Annotated in this window: 11 protein-coding genes; 10 read left to right on the plus strand and 1 reads right to left on the minus strand. The window is 74.3% G+C overall.

The window, feature by feature from the left end:
• The first annotated feature begins 215 nt into the window (after positions 1 to 215).
• The 5 genes from ABRQ22_RS13085 to ABRQ22_RS13105 all read left to right on the plus strand — a co-directional run bounded on the left by ABRQ22_RS13085 (position 216) and on the right by ABRQ22_RS13105 (position 10,810).
• Positions 216 to 3,224 carry a CBM35 domain-containing protein gene (locus ABRQ22_RS13085; RefSeq protein WP_353707030.1) on the plus strand — a complete coding sequence of 1,003 codons (3,009 nt, stop codon included), beginning with the start codon at positions 216 to 218 and terminating at the stop codon, positions 3,222 to 3,224.
• Between the two features lie 59 nt (positions 3,225 to 3,283).
• Positions 3,284 to 5,875, plus strand: coding sequence for a TIM-barrel domain-containing protein (locus ABRQ22_RS13090; protein WP_353707031.1), 2,592 nt, complete (start codon positions 3,284 to 3,286; stop codon positions 5,873 to 5,875).
• A gap of 205 nt (positions 5,876 to 6,080) precedes the next feature.
• Positions 6,081 to 6,452, plus strand: coding sequence for a carboxymuconolactone decarboxylase family protein (locus ABRQ22_RS13095; RefSeq protein WP_353707032.1), 372 nt, complete (start codon positions 6,081 to 6,083; stop codon positions 6,450 to 6,452).
• Positions 6,453 to 6,502: 50 nt separating this feature from the next.
• A complete protein-coding gene (locus ABRQ22_RS13100; RefSeq protein WP_353707033.1) occupies positions 6,503 to 8,737 on the plus strand; it encodes an AAA family ATPase in 2,235 nt (744 codons plus the stop codon).
• A 150-nt stretch (positions 8,738 to 8,887) separates the two neighbouring features.
• The gene (locus ABRQ22_RS13105) at positions 8,888 to 10,810 is read left to right on the plus strand and encodes a heavy metal translocating P-type ATPase (protein WP_353707034.1); all 1,923 of its coding nucleotides are present in this window, start codon (positions 8,888 to 8,890) and stop codon (positions 10,808 to 10,810) included.
• Between the two features lie 7 nt (positions 10,811 to 10,817).
• Here ABRQ22_RS13105 and ABRQ22_RS13110 read toward each other — a convergent pair whose 3' ends face one another.
• Positions 10,818 to 11,990: an epoxide hydrolase family protein gene (locus ABRQ22_RS13110; RefSeq protein ID WP_353707035.1), complete on the minus strand. Its 1,173-nt coding sequence runs from the start codon at positions 11,988 to 11,990 to the stop codon at positions 10,818 to 10,820.
• 129 nt (positions 11,991 to 12,119) lie between these two features.
• Here ABRQ22_RS13110 and ABRQ22_RS13115 point away from each other — a divergent pair, with 129 nt between their 5' ends.
• From ABRQ22_RS13115 to ABRQ22_RS13135, 5 genes are all read left to right on the plus strand, one after another.
• Positions 12,120 to 14,486: an arylsulfatase gene (locus ABRQ22_RS13115; RefSeq protein ID WP_353707036.1), complete on the plus strand. Its 2,367-nt coding sequence runs from the start codon at positions 12,120 to 12,122 to the stop codon at positions 14,484 to 14,486.
• Between the two features lie 123 nt (positions 14,487 to 14,609).
• On the plus strand, positions 14,610 to 15,086 hold the full coding sequence (locus ABRQ22_RS13120; protein ID WP_353707037.1) for a DUF6325 family protein: 477 nt from the start codon (positions 14,610 to 14,612) through the stop codon (positions 15,084 to 15,086).
• A gap of 24 nt (positions 15,087 to 15,110) precedes the next feature.
• On the plus strand, positions 15,111 to 15,431 hold the full coding sequence (locus ABRQ22_RS13125) for an SHOCT domain-containing protein (protein WP_253051716.1): 321 nt from the start codon (positions 15,111 to 15,113) through the stop codon (positions 15,429 to 15,431).
• A 32-nt stretch (positions 15,432 to 15,463) separates the two neighbouring features.
• Positions 15,464 to 15,841: an SHOCT domain-containing protein gene (locus ABRQ22_RS13130; RefSeq protein ID WP_253051717.1), complete on the plus strand. Its 378-nt coding sequence runs from the start codon at positions 15,464 to 15,466 to the stop codon at positions 15,839 to 15,841.
• Between the two features lie 58 nt (positions 15,842 to 15,899).
• Positions 15,900 to 17,270 (plus strand): glutamate decarboxylase, encoded by a 1,371-nt coding sequence (locus ABRQ22_RS13135; RefSeq protein ID WP_253051718.1) that lies wholly within the window; start codon positions 15,900 to 15,902, stop codon positions 17,268 to 17,270.
• Positions 17,271 to 17,272 lie beyond the last annotated feature (2 nt).

Consider the following 17,272-nt stretch of genomic DNA (forward strand, 5'->3'; position numbering starts at 1 on the left):
CCGTATCCCCGGGTTCGGCCGCTCCCCGGTCCAGAACCCCGGGTTCGGCTTTTCGCCCGACGGCCCCCTCGGGTGAGCGCCCCGACAGACCACCACCAGCCCGCCCGTCCGCCCTGCGGTCGAAGGAGATCATCGTGCACCGAACCTGGCCCACCTCCACCCTCGCTGAGGGCATGAAATGGGCACGCTCGCGTCGTTCCGACAGGGCCCATTCCATGCCCACAGCGGGGGCTGTGGTCGCCGCGCTCGTCGGGGCCGCGCTGGTCGCCGGGCCCGCGGCGGCGGAGCCCGCCGTCGCTCCCGCCCTGCCGACCGAGGTCGCCCCGGCAGTCACCGCCACGCTGCCGATCGAGCTCGAGGCGGAGGATGCGGTGCTCGTCGGGGGCGCGGGCGTCAACGACAACCACCTCGGGTTCTCCGGGACCGGGTTCGTCGACGGGTTCGTCATCGACCACACCGGGACCGCGAGCGTGACGTTCACGCTCGACGTCCCGGAGGCCGGCGAGTACGGCCTCAACCTCCGGTACGCGAACGGGCTCGGTTCCGACATGACGCTCTCGCAGGTCGTCGTGCACGACGGCGCGGTCGAGGACCGGCAGGTCACCCTGCCCTCCGCGGTGGGGGCGTCGTGGAGCACGTGGTTCGTGCACCAGGAGGTCGTGTCGCTCGACGCGGGCGAGCAGACCGTCGTCTACCGCTTCGATGCTGACGACACGGGCAACGTCAACCTCGACGCGATCGCGCTGACGTCGGTCGGCGACCTCTCCGTACCCGGCGGCGGCGCGACCCAGCCCGGCACGGAGCCGGGCTCCGGCCCGGACACGCGGTACGACGACGTCGCGGACGTCCTGCGCACCACCGCTCCACGTGCGGGGCAGCAGTACGAGGCCGAGAGCGCGTTCACCGCGAACGGCGCAACCGCCGGGGTGGAGGGCGTCGATCTGGCCGCACCCCGTGCGCGCCTCGTCGTCGCGGTGGACGCGGCGAAGGCCGGCGACCAGACCGTGACGTTCCGGTACCGCAACAGCACCGGCGCCGACCAGGACGTGGTCCTCGCGGTGGACGGGCAGCCCGTCGGGCGTCTCGTCCTGGCCCCGCGCGAGCGCTGGGGCGACGTCGCGGTGACCCTCCCGCTCCGCGCCGGGCTGGGCAGCGTCGAGCTGCGCCGCACGGGCGCCCAGGGGGACGCGTCCGCTCAGGGTGCGCCGGCGCCGTCGGGCCTGGAGATCGACCGCGTGACGCTGCAGCGCGGCGAACCGTTCGCGGACCGCGGCGCGTCCACGCCCGCGACGACGTACGAGGCCGAGCACGGCCGCACGACCGGCGAGGTGCTCGCGCCGAGCCGCGCGTTCCGCACGGTCGCGGCCGAGGCGTCCGGCCGACAGGCCGTCACGCTCGACCGCACCGGCGAGCGGGTCGAGTGGACCCTCACGGAGCCGGCGAACGCGATCGTGCTGCGCGCGTCGGTCCCGGACTCGGCCGACGGGACCGGCCAGGACGGCTCGCTCGGCGTCTACGCGGGCGGGCGCAAGGTCGCCGACGTCGACGTCGCCTCGCGCTACTCCCACGTCTACGGCGGCTACCCGTACGGCAACGACCCGACGCAGGGCGGGGCGCAGCGGTTCTTCGACGAGACGCGCGTCGTCCTCCCGCGCGAGCTGAAGGTCGGCACGACGCTGCGCCTCCAGCGCGACAGCGCCTCCGCCGACCTCCCGTACACCGTCGACCTCGTCGAGACCGAGGTCGCGCCCGCGCCGCTCACGGCACCTCCCGGTTTCGTGGACGTGCGCGACCACGGCGCCACGGACGACTCCTCCACGGACTCGTCCACAGCCACCCCGACCGACGACACCGCCGCGTTCGTCGCTGCGGTCGCCGCGGCGCGCGAGGCCGGGACGGGGGTGTGGGTCCCACCGGGCCGCTTCACGCTGACCGATCGCGTGCGCGTGCACGACGTCACGGTCCGCGGCGCAGGGCCCTGGTACTCCGTGGTCGCGGGCCGCGACGGCAAGGGAGGGTTCTACGCGCAGGGGTCCGGCGTGACGATCGCGGATCTCATGGTCGACGGCGACGTCCGGTACCGCGACGACGCCCGGTTCGACGCGGCGCTCGAGGGCAGCTTCGGGCAGGGCTCGTTCGTCCAGAACGTGTGGGTCAGGCACACGAAGGTCGGCCTCTGGGCCGACACCGGCACCGACGGGCTGTACGCGCTCGGGCTCCGCGTGCGGGACACGTTCGCCGACGGCGTCCACCTGCACGGTCGGGTCACGGACACGCGCGTCGAGCACACGACGGTGCGCAACACCGGCGACGACGCGATGGCGATGTGGTCCTCGGGCGGCGCGGTGACGCGCTCGTCGTTCGTGCGCAGCACGGTCACGAGCCCGCTGCTCGGCAACGGCGCCGCGATCTACGGCGGCGACTCGAACAGCGTCTCGGGGCTCGTCGTGCGCGACACGCTCACCGCCGCCGCGGGTGTCGCGGTGAGCACGCGGTTCAACCCCGTGCCCTTCTCGGGGACCACGGTCGTCGAGGACAGCACGCTGATCCGCACCGGCGGGTGGGAGCCCAACTGGAGCACGTCGTTCGGGGGCATCTGGGTGTTCGCGGACACGAGCCACATCACGACGCCCGTCGTGATCCGCGGCACCCAGATCCTCGACTCGACGTACGAGGGGCTCCTGGTGAGCGGCAGCCACTGGGTGAACGACCTGCGGGTCAGTGACACCAGGATCGAGCGGACCGGCTCGTACGGCGTCGCCGCGCGCCTCGGCGGTGACCATCGGTTCTCCGACGTCCGCGTCTCGGGCGTCACCTCGCAGCCCGACGGCGACCACCACCTGTGGGGCACCGTCCACGACGAGGGCGGCAACTACGGCCTCCTCGAGAACGCGCCCGCAACGTGCTCGGTCGGGGCGGGGACGCTCACCGTCGGGGGCACGACGCTCACGACCGTGCGCGTCACCAACACCGGCACCGAGCCGCTGGATGGCTGGGAGCTCGCGTGGTACGCGAGGCCGGACGACGTCGCGGCCACGGGGATCGGCGTCACCGTCGCGCAGGACGGCACGCGGGTCACGGCCTCGGGACGGACCGCGCTGCGCCCGGGGCGCAGCACGACGTTCGTCGTGCTCGGCACCACGCGCGTCCCCGGCCTGGGAGCCGGCCCGGCGTTCGACGCCGCCACGCTCGACGGCCTCGCGTGCGGGGTGACCCGCCCGTGACCTGAGCCCCGCCCCGCCACGACCACCCCCCGAACCCGCACCGACAGGAACTGCCGCACATGACCTTCCCGCCCCGCCTCGCCACCAGCCCCGTCGCCCGCCCCGGGGCGACGATCCTCGGCGACCAGTACCGGATCACGGTGCTCGCCGACGGGTTGGTGCGCCTCGAGCGCGCGGAGGACGGCGTGTTCGAGGACCGCGCCTCGGCGTTCGCGCTGCACCGCGACCTGCCGGTGCCGGACTTCCGGGTGACCCGGCCCGGCACCGGGCACGCGGACGGGGTCGAGATCGTCACGGACCGGCTGCGCCTGCGGTACGACGGGGGGCCGTTCAGCGCGAGCGGGCTCAGCGTCGAGGTGCTCGGTGCGCACTCGGCCTACCACGGGGTGTGGCGGTACGGGCAGCGCGGGCCGGGCGTCCCGGCGACGGCCGTCCTCGTGGAGCCCGACGCCGTCGGGAACGGGCCGGGCAACCTCGGCGGGACGGCGCGCACGCTCGACGAGGCGGACGGCCCGGTCCCGCTGGGCCCCGGGGTCGTCTCGCGCGACGGCTGGGCCGTGATCGACGACTCGGCCGGCCTCGTCCTGGACGACGACGGCTGGGTCGCTCCGCGCGACGGGTCGCGCCAGGACCTCTACGTCTTCGCGTACGGGCACGACTACCGGGCCGCGCTCCGGGCGCTGTACGCGCTGTCCGGGCCGCAGCCGGTGCTGCCCCGGTACGCGCTCGGCACGTGGTGGAGCAGGTTCCACCGGTACTCGGCCGACTCCTACGCCGAGCTCGTGCGGCGCTTCCGTCGCGAGGGCGTCCCGCTGTCGGTCGCGGTGCTCGACATGGACTGGCACGTGACCGACGTCGACCCCCGGCACGGGAGCGGCTGGACCGGGTACTCCTGGAACCGCGACCTCTTCCCCGACCCGGCGGCGTTCCTGCGGTCGCTGCACGACGATGGCCTCCGCGTCACGCTCAACGTGCACCCTGCCGACGGGGTCCGGGCGTTCGAGGACGCCTACCCGGCGATGGCGGAGGCGCTCGGGCTCGACCCGGAGAGCGGCGAGCCGGTCGCGTTCGACGCGACCGACCGCGACTTCCTGCGCGCCTACGTCGAGGTGCTGCACCGCGGGCTCGAGCGCGACGGCGTCGACTTCTGGTGGGTCGACTGGCAGCAGGGCGGCGTCTCGCGCGTACCCGGGATCGATCCGCTGTGGATGCTCAACCACGTGCACTACCTCGACAACGCGGGTGAAGCGTCGCGCGCCGCCGCGAGCCGGGCGACGCGGGCCCTGACCTTCTCCCGGTACGCCGGGCCGGGGAGCCACCGCTACCCGGTCGGGTTCTCGGGCGACTCCGTCATCTCGTGGGAGTCGCTCGACTTCCAGCCCTACTTCACCGCGACCGCGAGCAACATCGGGTACGGGTGGTGGAGCCACGATGTGGGCGGCCACATGCACGGCACCAGGGACGACGAGCTCGCGACGCGGTGGGTGCAGCTCGGCGTCTTCTCCCCGATCCTGCGGCTGCACTCCGCGGGGAACCCGTTCACGCGCAAGGAGCCGTGGACGTTCGGCCCCGAGGCCCGCGACGCGCAGGTCGCGGCGCTGCGCCTGCGCCACCGCCTGCTGCCGTACCTGCACACGATGAACGTCCGCGCCGCGCGCGCTGGCGTCCCCCTCGTCCAGCCGCTCTACCACGAGTGGCCCGAGGCTCCCGAGGCCTACAGGGCACGCAACCAGTACCTCTTCGGTTCCGAGCTCGTCGTCGCGCCGATCACCGCCCCAGCGGACCGCGCCTCCGGAACCGCCGCGGTGCGCGCGTGGCTCCCGGAGGGCACGTGGGTCGACCTGCTCGGCGGGCTCGTCTACGACGGCGGCCGGGAGGTCTGGCTGCATCGCGACCTCGCGAGCATCCCCGTCCTCGCGCGCACCGGCGCGGTCGTGCCGCTCGACGGCGCGACCGTCCCGGGCAACGGCGTCGTGCACCCCGAGCACGTCGAGGTGCTCGTCGTCGTCGGGTCCGACGGCGCGCTCGACCTCGTCGAGGACGCGGAGGGCCTCCCGTCGGGTGGCCTCCCCGGCGGGCTGCTCCGGGAGACCCCGGGGGACCCCGCCCACGAGGCGCGCACGCCGGTGACGTTCGACCAGGCGGCGGGCCGCGCCGCCGTCGGGCCCGTCCAGGGCGACGTCCGCGTGGTCCCCGCGGCGCGGCGCTGGACGCTGACGTTCCCGGCGCTCGGGGGCCTGCGTGCCCCCGCCGACGTCGCGCCCGTCGTCACGGTCGACGGCACGCCTGCCGACGCTCTCGTCGAGCGCGACGACCACGGGCTGCACGTCACGGTCGAGGCAGTCGCACCGACGTCCCGCCTCGTCGTCGACCTCGGTCACGACCCCCGCCTCGCGGACAACGACGTCGCGGCCCGCGTGTTCACCGCGCTCGACCGCGCTCGCGTCCCCTACGACGACAAGGAGCGCGCCCACCGCGTGCTCACGGCGGACCGGCCCCTGTCGGTGCGCGTGTCGCACCTGCACGCGCTCGGACTGCCGCGCGCGCTCGAGTCCGCGCTCACCGAGATCCTCCTGGCCCGCGCGCCAGGGCAGCACGTCGCCGGCGGGGACGTCCTCATCGGTCTGTCGGAAGCCGTCCGACCGGCCTGAGGGTCCATCGGGGTGCCGCGCCGTTCGTGCTGGGGCGGCGCGGCACCCGGACGAGCGCCGCCGCGCCCCGTCGTGGTCGTCATGCGTTCTGCGTGACGACCCCGCGCCGTGGCGTCGTCATGCTGGCGGGGAGGGGCGATCGGGCAGGGGACAGGCGCGGTGGGCGGCCCCGGCCGGGCCTGGGTCGGAAGGGTGGGTGGTCGGCGTGGACCATGCGGAGGTGCTCCGGCGGCTCACGATCAACGACGAGCGCGTCGCCGACGGCGCGGCGCTCGGGGACGACGCGCTGTCCGGGCGCGACCGTGCCCTGGTGCGGATCGCGGCCGCGGTCGCCGTCGGCGCGTCGGTCCCCACGTACGGCGCCGAGATCGACGCCGCGGTCGAGGCCGGGATCGACCCGGCGGAGGTGGTGGGCGTCCTCGCGGCGGTCGTGCCGGTCGTCGGGCTGCCGACGGTCGTGGCGGCCGCGCCGCGGGTCGCGCTCGCCCTGGGCCTGGAACCCGTCGAGGGGTGGGACGACGCCGACGCCGCCGCGGACGACGCGGCGGCGGAGGGCGCGCCCCGGCGCCCCGGGTGATTTCCCCCGCTCCGGTTGAGGGCCTCGGGGGCCGCTCCTAGGCTGCTCGCGTGTCCGACGGGAGCCGTCAGGCGGTCACCGCGCGACCGGATCTCAGCACCGCGCTGCTCGCGGGCAAGGTCGAGCCTCCGGTGCCGCGCCGGGGTGCGGTCTCGCGGCGCGGGCTCGTCGAGCGCGCGCGGCGCGACGGCGCGCGGGTCGTCGTGGTGACGGCTCCCCCGGGGTACGGCAAGACGACCATGCTCGCGGAGTGGGCGAGCGTCGAGGACCGCGCGGTCGCGTGGGCCAGCCTCGACCGGCTCGACGACGACCCCGGCGCCCTGCTCACGCTCCTCGCGCTCGCGTGCGCGCGCGTGTCGCCCGAGGTCGCCGCGGTCGCCGCCGAGATGCGCGGCACGGGCGCGGCGATGCTCGGCCGGTCGGCCCCGCTGCTCGCGTCGGCGCTCGCGCGCACGGGCACGCCGTTCGTCCTGTTCGTCGACGACCTCCACGAGGCGGGCTCGGCATCCTGCCGGGACGCGCTCGAGATCGTGCTCGGCGGCGTCCCGCGGGGGTCGCAGGTCGTCGTCGCGAGCCGTCGTGGCCCGGGCTACGACGCGCGACGCCGCGTGGAGGGCGACCTCGTCGAGGTCGGCCCCGACGACCTGCGGGTCGACGCCGACGGCGCGCGCGAGATCTTCCGCGCGGCCGGGGTCGTCTCGGACGAGGCGCTGGACCGTGTGGTCGAGCGGTGCGAGGGCTGGCCGACGGGCGTCTTCCTCTGCGCGCTGCTCGTGCGCGAGGGCGAGGACCCGTCGTCCCTCACGGGGACCGACCGGTTCGTCGCCGACTACCTGTACCGCGAGTGCATGACCCTCCTCCCCGCGCGGACCCAGCACTTCCTGCGGGCCACGGCCGTCCTCGACCAGCTCTCGGCGGCGACGTGCGACGCCCTGCTCGGCACCACGGACGCCGCGGAGCGGCTGCGCGAGCTGGAGGACGCGAGCCTGTTCCTCGTCCCGCTCGACCACCACCGCGGCTGGTTCCGCTACCACGCGCTGTTCCGCGAGTTCCTGCTCGCGGAGCTCGACCGGGTCGAGCCCGACGCCGTCGCGCCGCTCCACCGGCGCGCCGCCGCGTGGCACGTCGAGGAGGGGCTGGAGGCCCGCGCGGTCGAGCACCTCCTCGCGGCGGGCGACGTCGAGGAGGCGGCCGTCCTCGTCGGGCGCCTCGCGCTGTCGACGTACCAGGACGGCGGGGTGGCCGTCGTGACGCGCTGGCTCGACACGCTCGGCGACGCCGTGGTCGAGGCGTTCCCCGAGCTCACGGTGGTCGCCGCGTGGCGCGCGCTGCTGCTCGGCGAGTCCCCGGCGGCCGAGCGGTGGGCCGCCGTGCTGGAGGGCTTCGACGCCGACCTCCTCCCCGACGAGGACCGGGTCGCGCTCGAGTCCGCCCGGTGCCAGGTGCGGGCCGCCATGTGCGCCGACGGGCCGGAGGCGTCCCTCGCGTGCGCGGCCTACGCCGTCGAGCACGAGCCCGCGTGGAGCCCCTGGCGTGACCAGGCGCTGCACCTCCTCGGCTCCGCGCACCTGCTCGTGGGCGACCGGGACGCGGCGCGCGAGGCGTTCGTCGAGGCCGTGGCGTGCGGGACGGAGGCGGGGAACCCGGACTCCGTGCTGCTCAGCGAGGCGGAGCTGGGGATCCTCGCGATCGACGACGGTCGGTGGGACGACGCCGAACGGCACGCGCGTGTCGCGGTCGCCACGGTCGACGACCACCACATGGAGGGCTACTCGACCACGGCGATCGCTCTCGCCGTGCGTGCTCGCGTCGCCGCGCACCAGGGCGAGCGCACCGCGGCGGAGCGGTTCGTCGCCCGCGGGATGCGCGCGCGCGTGCCGTGCACGTACGTCATGCCGTACCTCGCGCTGCGCGTCCGGCTCCAGCTCGGCTACGCGTGCCTCGCCCTCGGGGACCGCACGACGGCGACCCACCTCGCCGCCGAGGCGGCCGAGCTGCTGCGCCGCCGCCCCCGTGTGGGGCTCCTGGTGGGCGAGGTCGCCGCGTTCCGGGCCCGGCTCGAGACCGTCGCCGCGACGCGCGGCGCCCCGCCGCTCACCCCGGCCGAGCTCCGCCTCCTGCCGTACCTCCAGACCCACCTCACGATGGCCGAGATCGGCCGTCGGCTCTTCGTCTCCCGCAACACCGTGAGCACGCAGGTCGGCGCGATCTACCGCAAGCTCGGCGCCACGACGCGCGGCGCCGCCGTGGAGCGTGCCGTGACCCTCGGCCTCCTCGGGAGCTAGGTCGCCGAGGGGGAAGCGCGTGCCCCCGGCGCCCGATTCCCGGGCCCCCCACATTATGGTGAGGCTTTCCTTTCTTGCCTTTCCATCAATGGTGTTCGGCAAGGCTCTGCTTGCTTGAATCAATGCGAATCATCGATAAACATGTTTGGCATGAGCCGCATTTTCTCCGCTGCGCGCGCCTTTCCGTGGGTGACCGCGACCCTCGCCGTGATCGCCGTCGCGGGCGTGCTGTCGGCGCTGCGGCCCGAGGCTGTGCCGTGGGTGCTGGGGGTCTACGCGGGCGCGATGGCGCTGCGAGCCGCGGTCGCGATGGTCGCGGAGCTGCGCTCGGGGACCTTCGGCGTCGACATCCTCGCGGTGACGGCGATCGGGTCGACGATCGCGGTGGGGGAGTTCTGGGCGGCCGCCGTCATCGTGCTCATGCTCACCGGCGGCGAGGCCCTGGAGGAGTACGCGTCGGGCCGGGCGCGCAAGGACCTGACCTCGCTCGTGTCCAACGCCCCGCGCACCGCGCACCTCCTCACCGCCGACCAGACCGTGCGCGACGTCGACGTCGCCGACGTCGAGGTGGGCGAGCGGGTCCTGGTCCGCGCGCACGAGATCGTGCCGCTCGACGGCGTCCTCGTGTCCGACGCGGGGGTCTTCGACGACGCGTCGCTCACCGGGGAGTCGCTGCCGCAGGAGCGCGTCGCGGGGGACACCGTGTACTCGGGGGCGATCAACGGCGCGGGCGCCGTGACGATCCGGGTCACCCGACGCGCCGCGGACTCGCAGTACCAGCGGATCGTCGCGCTCGTCGAGGAGGCCGCGGCGAGCCGCGCCCCGATGGTGCGTCTCGCCGACCGCTACGCTCTCCCGTTCACGGCGCTCGCGCTCGCGATCGCGGGGATCGCCTGGTGGGCCTCGGGCGACCCGCTCCGGTTCGCCCAGGTGCTCGTCGTGGCGACGCCCTGCCCCCTCATCATCGGCGCGCCGGTGGCGTTCATGGCGGGCATGAGCCGTGCGGCCCGCCGGGGCGCGATCATCCGGTCCAGCGCCACCCTGGAGAAGCTGCACCGGGCAGCGACCTTCGCCTTCGACAAGACCGGCACCCTCACCCGAGGCACGCCCGCGCTGACCGACGTGCGACCCGCGGGAGACCTCGACGCGGGCACGCTGGTGCGCCTGACCGCCGGGGCCGAGCAGGCCTCCGTCCACGTGCTCGCCGACGCGATCGTGCGGGGTGCGACCGCCCGCGGCGTCGCGCTGCCGGTGCCGCAGGACGTCACCGAGACCACGGCCGGTGGCGTGACCGCGACCGTCGACGGCGTCCGCGTCGTCGTCGGCAAGCGGACGTTCGTGGCCGAGCAGGGCGGGGTGGACGTGCCCGCGCCCGGGCTCGCTCCGGGCGAGCTCGCGGTGCACGTGGCGGTCGACGGTGCCTACGCCGGGTGCCTCGTCCTGCGCGACGAGGTGCGCGCCGACGCCGCCGAGACGGTGGCCGGCCTGCGTGCGCGCGGCATCGGCCACGTCCTCATGGTCACGGGCGACGAGGAGGCGACGGCCCGCGCCGTCGCCGACCAGGTCGGCATCGACGACGTCCGCGCCGGGTGCCTGCCCGCGGACAAGGTCGCGGCCGTGCGCGACGTGCCCGAGCGGCCCGTGGTCATGGTCGGGGACGGCGTCAACGACGCCCCGGTGCTCGCCGCGGCCGACGTCGGCATCGCCATGGCCGCCCGCGGCTCGAGCGCCGCGACCGAGTCCGCCGACGTCGTCATCCTCCCCGACGAGGTCGGGCGCGTGGCCGAGACGCTGGAGATCGGGCGCCGCACCGTCGACGTCGCCCGCCAGAGCATCTGGATCGGGATCGCCGTGAGCGTCGCCCTCATGCTCGTCGCGACCACGGGTGCGCTGCCGGCGGTGGTGGGCGCGTGGCTCCAGGAGGCCGTCGACGTCCTCGCGATCGCCTGGGCGCTGCGTGCGGCCGGCCGTACCGTCCGGCTCCCTCGCCTGCGCCGGAGCCGGTCCGCGGCAGCAGAGGCAGCCCCCGCACCGAGCCCACGACCAGCGACGAGAGCGCGCACGGCAGCCTGACGGGCGGCTAGAACCGGCCGAAGAACGCCCGCAGCTCGTGGGCGTAGACCTCGGGCTGCTCGAACGGGGCGAAGTGCCCGCCGCGCGACGGCTCGGTCGCGTACACGGTGTGCGCGACGCGGTCGAGCCACGCACGCGGGGGCCGGACGACGTCGCCCGCGAACACGGAGAACCCGGACGGCACGTCGACGTAGCGGGCGAGCTGCTCGCGGGGGATCGCGGCGTTCGCCCGGTAGGCGCGGACGCCGGACCCGACGTTCGCGACCGCCCAGTGCTCGGTGAGGAGGTCGAGGACCTCGTCCCGCGTGTACACCGACTCGAGGTCGCCCCCGCAGTCGCTCCACGACCGCAGCTTCTCGACGACCCACGCCGCGAGACCGGCGGGGGAGTCGGTGAGGCCGACCGCGAGCGACTGCGGCTTGGTGGCCTGCACGGCGGCGTAGCCGCCCTCGGCCGTGCGCCACCGCGCGCTCTCCTCCAGCCAGTCGCGCTCCTGGGGCGTGAGGGACGCGGGGTCGCCCGTGAACACGGGCAGCCCAGCGTCGGTGCGGTGCACCGCGATCACCCGGTCGGGGAAGTCGAGCGCGAGGAACCGGGCGACGTGGCTGCCCATGTCTCCGCCCGCGACGAGGAACCGGTCGTAGCCGAGGGCGGTCATGAGCTCCGCCCACAGGGCGGCGACCGTGCGGTTGTCCGGGGTTGGGCCGGAGGGGACGTCGGAGAACCCGAAGCCGGGCATGTCGGGGACGACGAGGTCGAAGGTGCGTCGACCCGCCTCACCCGGGGCCGCGGGGTCGCCCGGGTCGGTCAGGAGCGGCACGACCTTGCGGTACCGCCACGCCGAGTCGGGCCAGCCGTGCGCGAGCAGGAGCGGGAGCGGGGACGGGTCGCCAGGACGCGGGCTCGCGAGCGCGTGGAGGAGGTGGACGCGGGTGCCGTCGATCGAGGCGCGCCGGCTCGGGAGCGCGGAGAGCCGTGCCTGGTGCGCGGCGAAGTCGAAGCCGTCGGCCCAGTACGCGACGAGGTCGCGCAGGTACGCGACGTCGGTGCCGGCGTCCCACCCGAGCCCGTCCGGGGCGTCGACCCACCGGGTCGCGCGGAGGCGGGACCGGAGGTCCGCGACCACCGCCTCGGAGATCCGCGGGGTGTAGTCCTCCAGGTCGGTCACGAGGTGCGCCATGCGACCGAGGTTAGCCGGGCCCGGAGCGCGGGAGCGTCGTTCGCGCGATCTGCGTGATGCCCTGCCCGTGGTGGCGGCCCTACGGTCGAGAGCGCCGTCCGTGAGGTCCTGGACAGACAGGAGAAGTCGATGAGTGACGAGCCCCGCCGTACGGTCGTCGGACCGCCGCTGCCCGCCGAGCGATCGCTGCCGTTCCCGCCCCGTCGGTCCGGCAGCGTCGCCGGACGCACGATCCAGGAGTCCACGTACTCTCCGCGCCCGCCCGAGCGGCACCTGCCCGCGGACGCCCCGAACGTCGTCGTGATCCTCATCGACGACGCCGGGCCCGCGCTCCCGACGACGCTGGGCGGCGCCGTGCGCACCCCGACGCTCGACCGGGTCCGCGCGAACGGCATCGGGTACAACCGGTTCCACACGACCGCGATGTGCTCCCCGACGCGCGCGTCCCTGCTCACCGGGCGCAACCACCACCGGGTCGGCAACGGGCAGATCGCGGAGCTCGCGAACGACTGGGACGGCTACTCCGGGCACATCCCGAAGAGCAGCGCGACGATCGCCGAGGTGCTGCGCCAGTACGGCTACGCGACCGGCGCGTGGGGCAAGTGGCACAACACCCCGGCGGAGGAGACGACGGCGGCCGGCCCGTTCGACCGCTGGCCCACCGGGTACGGGTTCGAGTACTTCTACGGCTTCCTCGCGGGCGAGGCGTCGCAGTACGAGCCGCACCTGGTGCGCAACACGACCCCGACGCTCCCGCCGAAGACCCCGGAGGAGGGGTACCACCTCAGCGAGGACATCGCCGACGACGCGATGCGCTGGCTCCGCGACCACAAGGCGAACGCGCCGGACAAGCCGTTCTTCGTCTACTGGGCGACCGGCGCGCTGCACGGGCCGCACCACATCATGAAGGAGTGGGCGGACCGGTACGCCGGTGCGTTCGACGACGGCTGGGACGTCTACCGGGAGCGGGCGCTCGCGGGCGCGAAGGCGGCGGGCTGGGTGCCCGAGGACGCCGAGCTCACGCCGCGTCCGGACGGGCTCGCCGGGTGGGACGACATCCCCGACGACCAGAAGGCGTTCCAGGCGCGGCTCATGGAGGTCGCGGCCGGATTCGGCGAGCACGCGGACGTGCAGGCCGGCCGGCTGCTCGACGAGGTCGAGCGGCTGGGGTACGGGGACGACACGATCGTCGTCTACATCTGGGGCGACAACGGGTCGTCGGGCGAGGGGCAGAACGGGACGATCAGCGAGCTGCTGGCCCAGAACGGCATCCCGTCGACGGTCGAGCAGCACCTCGCCGCGCTCGAGGAGCTCGGCGGGCTCGACGCCCTCGGCACCCCGGCGACGGACAACCAGTACCACGCCGCGTGGGCGTGGGCCGGGTCGTCGCCGTACCAGGGCATGAAGCTCCTCGCGTCCCACCTGGGCGGCACGCGCAACCCGATGTTCGTGAGCTGGCCCGGTCGCATCGAGCCGGACCCCGTGCCGCGCACGCAGTTCCACCACGTCGTCGACCTCGTGCCGACGATCTACGAGATCCTCGGCATCTCCCACCCCGAGACGGTGAACGGCGTCCCGCAGGACCCGATCGACGGGACGAGCTTCGCCTACTCGATCGACGACGCCGGTGCCGAGGGCCGTCGTCGGACGCAGTACTTCGAGATCATGGGCAGCCGGTCGATCTACGCCGACGGCTGGATGGCCTCGGCGACCGGTCCGCGCCTGCCGTGGGTGCAGGGGATGCCGGCCGGGATCCGGACCTGGACCCCGGACGACGACCCCTGGGAGCTCTACCACCTCGACGAGGACTGGAGCCAGGCGCACGACCTCGCCGCGCAGCACCCGGAGAAGCTCGCCCAGCTCAAGGAGCTGTTCGCGATCGAGGCGGCCCGCAACGACGTCCTGCCCGTGGGGGGTGGCCTGTGGGTCCCGGCGATCCACCCCGAGGACCGGATCAGCCCGCCGTACACGGAGTGGGACCTGTCCGGGGACACGGTGCGCGTCCCGGAGTTCTGCGCGCCCGCGCTGGGCAACCGCCCCAACCGGGTCGAGATCCGGCTCTGGGTGCCCGACGCCGCGAACGGCGTGCTCTACAAGCTGGGGGGAGCGGGCGGCGGGCTCACGTGCTTTCTCCTCGACGGCGTCCTCACCTACGAGTACAACCTGTTCCTCATCCAGCGGAGCGTGGTCCGGTCGAGCGCTCCGCTCGCGGCCGGCGACCACACGGTGGAGGTCGTGACGACGTACGTCGAGCCACGGCCCGGCGGTCCGCTCGACGTCGTCCTCCGGGTCGACGGCGCCGACGTCGGCTCGGGCACGGTGCCCGTGAGCGCGCCGCTGCTGTTCTCCGCGAACGACTGCCTCGACGTCGGGCGCGCGTACGGCGGCGCGGTGTCGCGCGCGTACGCGGACCGCATGCCCTTCGCGCTCGACGGGCGCATCGACGCCGTGCACGTGGAGTACCTGCTGCCCGCGAGCGACGGGACGGACCGGTAGGGGCCGGCGGCGCGGCCGGTCGGGAGTTCACTCGTTCTGGGTGAGGACGCGGCCGACGGCGACGACGAGCCTGAGGACACACCCGCGCACGGCGCGCGGGACGGACGCGGAGAGGACGCGACGATGACGCAGGAACTCAGCGACGGGGTCGGGAGCGAGCTCGGCGACCTCGAGGAGAGCGGGCCGATCGACTTCCTGGTGATCGAGCTCCCGACGGACCGCGCGACGGGTGACAAGGCCTTCCCGCACCTCGTCGACCTCGTGGACCGGGGGATCATCCGCGTGCTCGACCTCGTGGTGGTGCGTCGCGAGGACGACGGCAGCGTCGTCGGCCTCGGCCTCGAGGAGCTCGACGACGGGTCGACCGAGCTCGCGGTGTTCGAGGGCGCGCGGTCGGGCCTGCTCGGCGACGACGACCTCGACGAGGCCGCGAGCGCCGTCGAGCCCGGCATGACGGCCGTCGTGCTGGTCTACGAGAACGTCTGGGCGGCGCCCTTCGCGACCGCCCTGCGCCGCAACGGCGCCCAGCTCGTCGCGAGCGGGCGCATCCCGGTCCAGGCGCTCATCGCGTCCCTGGACGCCACCGAGCCGGACGCCTGATCCGGCCGCCCCGAGGAGGATCCCGTGCCAGGACTGATCCGCGGCGTCGCGCGCACCGCCGTCGTCGCCGGAACCGCGACCGCCGTCTCCAACCGTGTCTCCCGTCGCCAGGCGGGGCGCTGGGCCGCGCAGGAGGCGGCGCAGGAGCCGCAGTACGCGCCGCCCCCGCAGCAGTACGCGGCCCCGCAGCCGGCCTACGCGCCGCCGCCTGCCCCCGAGCCCGCGGCGGCGCCGGACATGGACGCGCGCATCGCGCAGCTCACGCAGCTCGCCGCGCTGCGGGACCAGGGGGTGCTCAGCCCCGCGGAGTTCGAGGCGCAGAAAGCACGCATCCTCGCGGACTGAGCGAGGACGACCCCGACACGAAAGGCACGGACATGGACACGTTCTGGGACTGGTTCTGGCTCATGGTGTGGTGGTTCTTCTTCGTCATGTATCTGGTGATCCTCTTCCAGATCGTCGCGGACCTGTTCCGCGACCGGCACCTGAGCGGGTGGTGGAAGGCGGTGTGGCTGCTCGCGCTGATCGTCGTGCCGTTCCTGTCGGCGCTCGTCTACCTGATCGCGCGCGGCAAGGGCATGGGCGAGCGGCACGCGCAGAGCGTCGCGAGCGCCCAGGCGGCGACCGACGCGTACATCCGCGGCGTCGCGGGCTCGTCCCCGTCGTCGCAGATCGCGGACGCGAAGGCGCTGCTCGACGCGGGTGCGATCGACGAGCGGGAGTTCTCCGCTCTCAAGGCCAAGGCCCTCGCCTGACGCGACCTCGCCAGGACCATCGAACGAGCCGGAACCCGGCGTGTCGGGAGGAACCAGCATGACCGACGAGCAGCACGTCCTGCGCCCGACCTACACGCGACCCGGCGTGCGGGCGGTGGCGCCACGCTTCACCCTGCCGGACGCCGAGATGGAGCCGACGTCCGCCTACCAGGTGGTCCACGACGAGGTGATGCTGGACGGCAACTCGCGCCTCAACCTCGCGACGTTCGTCGCGACGTGGATGGGCGACGAGGCGGACCGCCTCTACGCCGAGGTCTACGACAAGAACATGGTCGACAAGGACGAGTACCCGCGCACGGCTGCGGTCGAGGAGAACTGCTGGCGCATCCTCGGGTCGCTGTGGAACGTGCCGGACGTGCGGGACTGCATCGGCACGTCGACCATCGGGTCGTCCGAGGCGTGCATGCTCGGAGGCCTCGCGCTCAAGCGGCGGTGGCAGCTCGCGCGACGGGCCGCGGGGAAGCCGGCGGACCGGCCGAACCTCGTCATGAGCTCGGCCGTGCAGGTGTGCTGGGAGAAGTTCTGCAACTACTTCGAGGTCGAGGCGCGCTACGTGCCCATCACCGAGGAGCACCCGTGCCTCGACGGCAGCGCTCTCGAGCAGTACGTCGACGAGAACACGATCGGCGTCGTCGCGATCATGGGCGTCACCTACACGGGCATGTACGAGCCCGTGCAGGAGATCGCGGCGGCGCTCGACGCGCTCCAGGAGCGGACCGGTCTCGACGTCCCGATCCACGTGGACGGGGCGTCGGGCGCCATGATCGCGCCGTTCCTGCAGCCGGACGTCGTGTGGGACTTCCGCCTGGAGCGCGTGCACTCGATCAGCACGTCGGGCCACAAGTACGGCCTCGTGTACCCCGGCGTCGGCTGGGTCGTGTGGCGCACGCTCGACGCCCTGCCCGAGGAGCTGGTCTTCCGCGTGAGCTACCTCGGCGGGGACATGCCGACCCTCGCGCTCAACTTCTCCCGGCCCGGCGCCCAGGTCCTGCTGCAGTACTACCAGTTCCTGCGGCTCGGGCGGGAGGGGTACACCGCGATCCAGCAGGAGTGCCAGGACGTCGCGAAGTACCTCGCGCACGGGATCGAGGGCATCGGCGCGTTCGACCTGTGGAACGACGGGTCCGACATCCCCGTGTTCGCCTGGCGTCTCAGGCCGGGCCACACGGAGAACTGGGACCTCTACCACCTCTCGGACCGGCTGCGCATGAAGGGATGGCTCGTTCCCGCCTACCCGATGCCCGACGACCTCGCCGACCTCACCGTGCAGCGGATCGTCGTGCGCAACGGCGTGAGCCGCGACCTCGCGGACGACCTGCTGGAGGACATCCGGGTCGAGACGGCGTGGCTCGACGGGCTCACGTCGCCCATGCCCGCCGAGGGCCGACGCTCGGGCTTCCACCACTGACG

It is taken from the genome of Cellulosimicrobium sp. ES-005 (genome assembly GCF_040448685.1).
Lineage (GTDB): Bacteria > Actinomycetota > Actinomycetes > Actinomycetales > Cellulomonadaceae > Cellulosimicrobium > Cellulosimicrobium cellulans_G.